General features: G+C 66.0%; 5 protein-coding genes and 2 pseudogenes. 6 read left to right on the top strand and 1 reads right to left on the bottom strand.

Annotation, left to right across the window (positions count from 1 at the left end; genetic code table 11):
- Positions 1-294, bottom strand: a pseudogene (locus SB4_RS15140) (hypothetical protein); the annotation flags it as partial.
- Positions 295-608: 314 nt separating this feature from the next.
- Between SB4_RS15140 and petA the strand changes: the two are divergent.
- The 6 genes and pseudogenes from petA to SB4_RS15110 form a co-directional block, all read left to right on the top strand.
- Positions 609-1,202, top strand: a complete 594-nt coding sequence (gene petA / locus SB4_RS15135) for a ubiquinol-cytochrome c reductase iron-sulfur subunit (RefSeq protein WP_058733788.1) — start codon at positions 609-611, stop codon at positions 1,200-1,202.
- A 14-nt stretch (positions 1,203-1,216) separates the two neighbouring features.
- A complete protein-coding gene (locus SB4_RS15130) occupies positions 1,217-2,515 on the top strand; it encodes a cytochrome b (RefSeq protein ID WP_058715830.1) in 1,299 nt (432 codons plus the stop codon).
- Positions 2,516-2,541: 26 nt separating this feature from the next.
- Positions 2,542-3,390, top strand: coding sequence for a cytochrome c1 (locus SB4_RS15125; protein ID WP_058715829.1), 849 nt, complete (start codon positions 2,542-2,544; stop codon positions 3,388-3,390).
- A gap of 146 nt (positions 3,391-3,536) precedes the next feature.
- Complete coding sequence (locus tag SB4_RS15120; protein ID WP_058753233.1) at positions 3,537-4,073, top strand: adenine phosphoribosyltransferase; 537 nt, start codon at positions 3,537-3,539, stop codon at positions 4,071-4,073.
- Positions 4,073-4,528 (top strand): tRNA (cytidine(34)-2'-O)-methyltransferase, encoded by a 456-nt coding sequence (locus SB4_RS15115; RefSeq protein WP_058753232.1) that lies wholly within the window; start codon positions 4,073-4,075, stop codon positions 4,526-4,528. Before SB4_RS15120 ends, SB4_RS15115 begins: the two co-directional genes overlap by 1 nt.
- Positions 4,529-4,563: 35 nt before the next feature.
- Positions 4,564-4,770, top strand: a pseudogene (locus SB4_RS15110) (oxygen-dependent coproporphyrinogen oxidase); the annotation flags it as partial.

The raw sequence follows: 4,770 nt of genomic DNA, 5'->3' as shown, positions 1-4,770 counted from the left end.
GCTCCACGCCCCGCGCCGCCCTTCCCAATAGGCGCGCTGACCGTCGTTCCAGCGATAAGGCCGACGATACCGGTCGTAGACATAGACGCCGGTGCCCGGATAATAGAAATTGTCGTACCATCCAAAATAGGACGGCGCGTAACCATAGCCCCCGCCATAATAGCCGGGCGCATAGCCGCCGCCATATCCCGCGCCGACCGACACACCGCTATAGCCATAGCCGTCGGTACAACCGCCCAGCGCCATCAGACCGGCGAACATCGCCGCCGCCAAAGATTTCCGACCCAGGACCATCGTCCCTCTCCAAGCCCCTGGCCTGTCATCGCGGACCGCGGCAGGGGTCCGCAATCCCACGTCCATCACCGGTCAACCCGGGCGCATCATCATGGTTCCTGCGCGCTGGCCGATGCATCGCCCATGAACGACGGTGACGAAGGGGATGGCGGGCGACGAAGGGGGATTGGCAAAGCGGCTCAAGCAAGGCTAACCTGAAGTACCGTTCATCATGGGCGGTGGAGTAAATGGGCGGCGCATGACCGGGATCAATCCGGCACGACCCCCGACAGCGTACCAGTGCGCACGCGAGCGAAGGTGGAGGGACAGGACGAATGGCGATGACGGAGAACACCGTACCCCCCGGCGAAGCGCCGGAGCCATTCCAGGAAGAGGTCCATGATCCCCGTCGCCGCGACTTCATCAACGTCGCCGCCGCTTCTTTCGCTGGCGTGGGCGCCGTCGCGATTGTCCTACCGCTGATCAACCAGATGAATCCCTCGGCCGATGTGCTCGCGCAATCGACGACCGAAGTGGATCTGTCGAAGATCGAACCGGGCCAGGCGATCAAGACCAGCTTTCGCAAGCAGCCCCTATTCGTCCGAAACCTGACGCCCAAGGAAATGGCCGAGGCGGACGCCGTGCCGCTGTCCGAGTTGCGCGATCCGCAGACGCTGGCGGAACGGACCAAGCCGGGCAAGAAGAACTGGCTGATCACCCTGGGCGTCTGCACCCATCTGGGCTGCGTGCCGCTGGGCGCGGGCGAGGGCGAGAACAAGGGCCCCTATGGCGGCTATTTCTGCCCCTGCCACGGCTCGGCCTATGACACCGCCGCGCGCATTCGCAAGGGTCCAGCCCCGAAGAACCTGTTCGTGCCCGATTACAAATTCGACAGCGACACGACCGTCACGGTCGGCGCGGCGGCTTAAGGGAGAACCGAGAGATGAGCTTTCCCTGGGCCAAGCATTACGAACCGAAACAGCCGCTCATGCGCTGGCTGGACGAGAAGCTGCCGGTGCCGCGCCTCGTCTACAACGCGGTGGGTGCGGGTTATCCGGTGCCGCGCAACCTGAATTATTTCTGGAATTTCGGCGTGTTGGCGGGGGCCGCCCTTGCCATCCAGATCATCACCGGCGTGGTGCTCGCGATGCACTATGCCGCCAATGCGGGTGTCGCCTTCGACTCGGTCGAAAGCATCATGCGTGACGTCAATGCGGGCTGGTTCCTGCGCTATGCCCACGCCAACGGCGCGTCGATGTTCTTCATCGTCGTCTACACCCATATCTTTCGCGGCCTCTATTACGGGTCCTACAAGGCCCCGCGCGAGATGGTGTGGTTGCTCGGCGTGGTCATCTTCCTCCTGATGATGGCGACCGCCTTCATGGGCTATGTGCTCCCCTGGGGGCAGATGAGCTTCTGGGGCGCGCAGGTCATCACCGGCTTCTTCTCGGCGATCCCGCTGGTCGGCGATACCATCCGCATCTGGCTGCTGGGCGGTTTCGCACCGGACAATGCCGCGCTGAACCGCTTCTTCTCGCTCCACTATCTGCTGCCCTTCGTGATCGCGGGCGTCATCATCCTGCACATCTGGGCGCTGCATATCCCCGGCTCGAACAACCCGACCGGCGTGGACGTGAAGGGCGAGCAGGATACCGTGCCGTTCCACCCCTATTACACCGCCAAGGATGCGGTCGGGCTGGGCGTGTTCCTGCTGGTCTTTGCGGTGATGCTGTTCTTCTTCCCCAATTATCTGGGGCATCCGGACAACTATATCCCGGCGAACCCGCTCTCGACCCCGGCGCATATCGTGCCCGAATGGTATTTCTGGCCCTTCTACGCGATCCTGCGCGCCTTCACCGCCGACTTCATCCTGCCCGCCAAGCTGTGGGGCGTGCTGGCGATGTTCGGGTCGATCCTGCTGCTGTTCTTCCTCCCCTGGCTGGACAGCTCGCCGGTGCGGTCGAACAATTTCCGGCCCAAGGCGCGGGTCGCCTTCTGGGTGCTGGTGGTCGACGTGCTGCTGCTCGGCTGGTGCGGGGGCTCGCCCGCGACGCCCTTCTTCATCATCCTCAGCCAGGTCACGGCGGCCTATTATTTCCTCCACTTCCTGGTGATCCTGCCCTGGATCGCCCGGACGGAGCGCCCGGCACCGCTGCCCAACTCGATCACCGAGGCGGTGCTGGCCAAGCATGGCGGTACGGCCCCCACCAAGTCGGCCCTAACCCCTGCGGCCTCGGCCTGACCCGAACCGAGAGAGGATAAAAGAACATGGTTCGTGGCATCGCATTCCTGGTCGGGGCGGCCTTCACCTTCGTCCTTGCCATCGCGCTGTGGGGCAGCATCTCGGGACTCGTCTCCGAGCCGCCCGCCCCCACGGCCGAGGAGGAGTTCCACCTTCATCCGAAACAGGCGCATCTGGCCTCGGACGGCATCATGGGCCGTTTCGACCGCCGCCAGCTCCAGCGCGGGTTCCAAGTCTATAAGGAGGTCTGTGCCGCCTGCCACTCGCTGCGGCTGGTGGCGTTCCGCGACCTGAAGGATCTCGGCTATAACGACCCCGAGGTGAAGGCGATCGCCAACCAGTGGGTGATCGAACAGCCGAGCATCAACCCGGAGACGGGCGAGGCGACGACGCGCAAGAACGTGCCCGCCGACCACTTCCCCTCGCCCTTCGCCAACGAAGTCGCGGCGCGCGCGGCCAACAACAACGCGCTGCCGCCCGACCTGTCGCTGATGACCAAGGCGCGGCATGACGGCACGAACTACATCTATTCGCTGGTCGGCCCCGACGCCTATCGCAACCAGCCCGCCGAGCTGCTGCGCAAGTTCCCGGACATCAAGACGCCTACCGGCCTGCACTACAACCCCTATTTCGCGAACCTCAACATCGCGATGCCGCCGCCCCTGACCTCGGATGGCCAGGTGCAATATACCGACGGTACGCTGGCGACCCGCGACCAGATGGCCAAGGACGTCGCCGCCTTCCTGACCTGGACCGCCGAGCCCAAGCTGGAGGCGCGCCATTCGGCCGGGATCGGGGCGGTTGTCTTCATCCTGATCTTCTGCTTCCTGGCCTGGGGCGCGTATCAGAATGTCTGGCGCGACGTGAAACACTGAGATCGGGCAAGCCCGTACGAGCGCCTGGGGCGGCTTCCGACACGGGAGCCGCCCTTTTTCTTTGGCCGCCCTCCGCCCCTGATGCTTGCGGGGACCATGGCCATCCCCCCTTTACCCCTGCCCTCCATGGGCCCATGACGCGGCGCATGAGCGCGAATGACGACCTGAAAGCCCTGATCCGCACGATCCCGGACTTCCCCAAGCCCGGCATCCAGTTCCGCGATATCACCACGCTGTTGCTCGATCCGACCGGTGTCGCGCGCACCGTGGAGCGGATGGTCGCCGCGACGCGAGGCCCCGTCGATCTGGTCGCCGGGATCGAGGCGCGCGGCTTCCTGTTCGCCGCCGCGCTCGCCGTGCCGCTGAACGCGGGCGTCCTCCTGATCCGCAAGGACGGGAAGCTGCCCGGCGCGACCATCGCCGAGGATTATGCGCTGGAATATGGCCAGGACCGGATCGCCATCCATGAGGACGCGCTGGTCCCCGGGGCCCGTGTCCTGTTGGTCGACGACCTGATCGCCACCGGCGGCACGGCGCGCGCCGCCGTCCGTCTGATCCGCAAGGCGGGCGGCGTGGTGAACCAGGCCCAGTTCCTGGTCGACCTGCCCGACCTGGGCGGCGCGGACGCGCTGCGGGCCGAGGACATCGCGGTCGACGCGCTGGTATCCTTTCCGGGCCACTGATGCGCCTCGCGCTTCATGAGCCCGATATCGCGGGCAATGTCGGCACGCTGATCCGCACCGCGACCTGTTTCGGGGTCGCGGTCGACCTGATCGAGCCGATGGGCTTTCCCTATTCCGACCGCGCGCTGGCCCGCTCGGCGATGGACTATGCCACGCTGGCCGACGTGGTACGTCATGCCGATTGGGACGCCTTTCGCGCCGCCACGCAAGGGCGGATCGTGCTGGCGACGACGCTGGGCGCGATCCCCCTGCCCGAGATGGTCTTCCGCCCCGACGACGTGATCCTGCTCGGCTCGGAGGGGGCCGGGGTGCCCGAGGCCGTCCACGATGCCGCCGATATCCGTGTGCGCGTGCCGATGCGCAGCGGCGTCCGCTCGCTCAATGTCGCCATCACCGGCGGTATATTGCTGGCCGAGGCGCGCCGTCAGACCGGCTGGGACCAAATGCCGGGTTGACCCTGACCCCCGCCCCCGCCCAGAATCCCCGCGTCATGACCAGCCGAACCCCCGATATCGCGCTCGATGCCGAGCAGGACGCCGCCCGCCTCTGGTTCGAAAGCTTGCGCGACCGGATCTGCGCCGCGTTCGAGGCGATCGAGCGTGAGGCGGGATCGGATGCCGCCTTCGACTATATCGCCTGGGACCGCGCCGATCCCAGCGGCGAGCCCGGCGGCGGCGGCGTGCGCGGGGTGATGAAG

It is taken from the genome of Sphingomonas sanguinis, from assembly GCF_001476905.1.
Lineage (GTDB): Bacteria > Pseudomonadota > Alphaproteobacteria > Sphingomonadales > Sphingomonadaceae > Sphingomonas > Sphingomonas sanguinis_B.
Note: the sequence above shows the minus strand (reverse complement) of the source record. Positions and strands in the feature narration are given on the sequence as shown.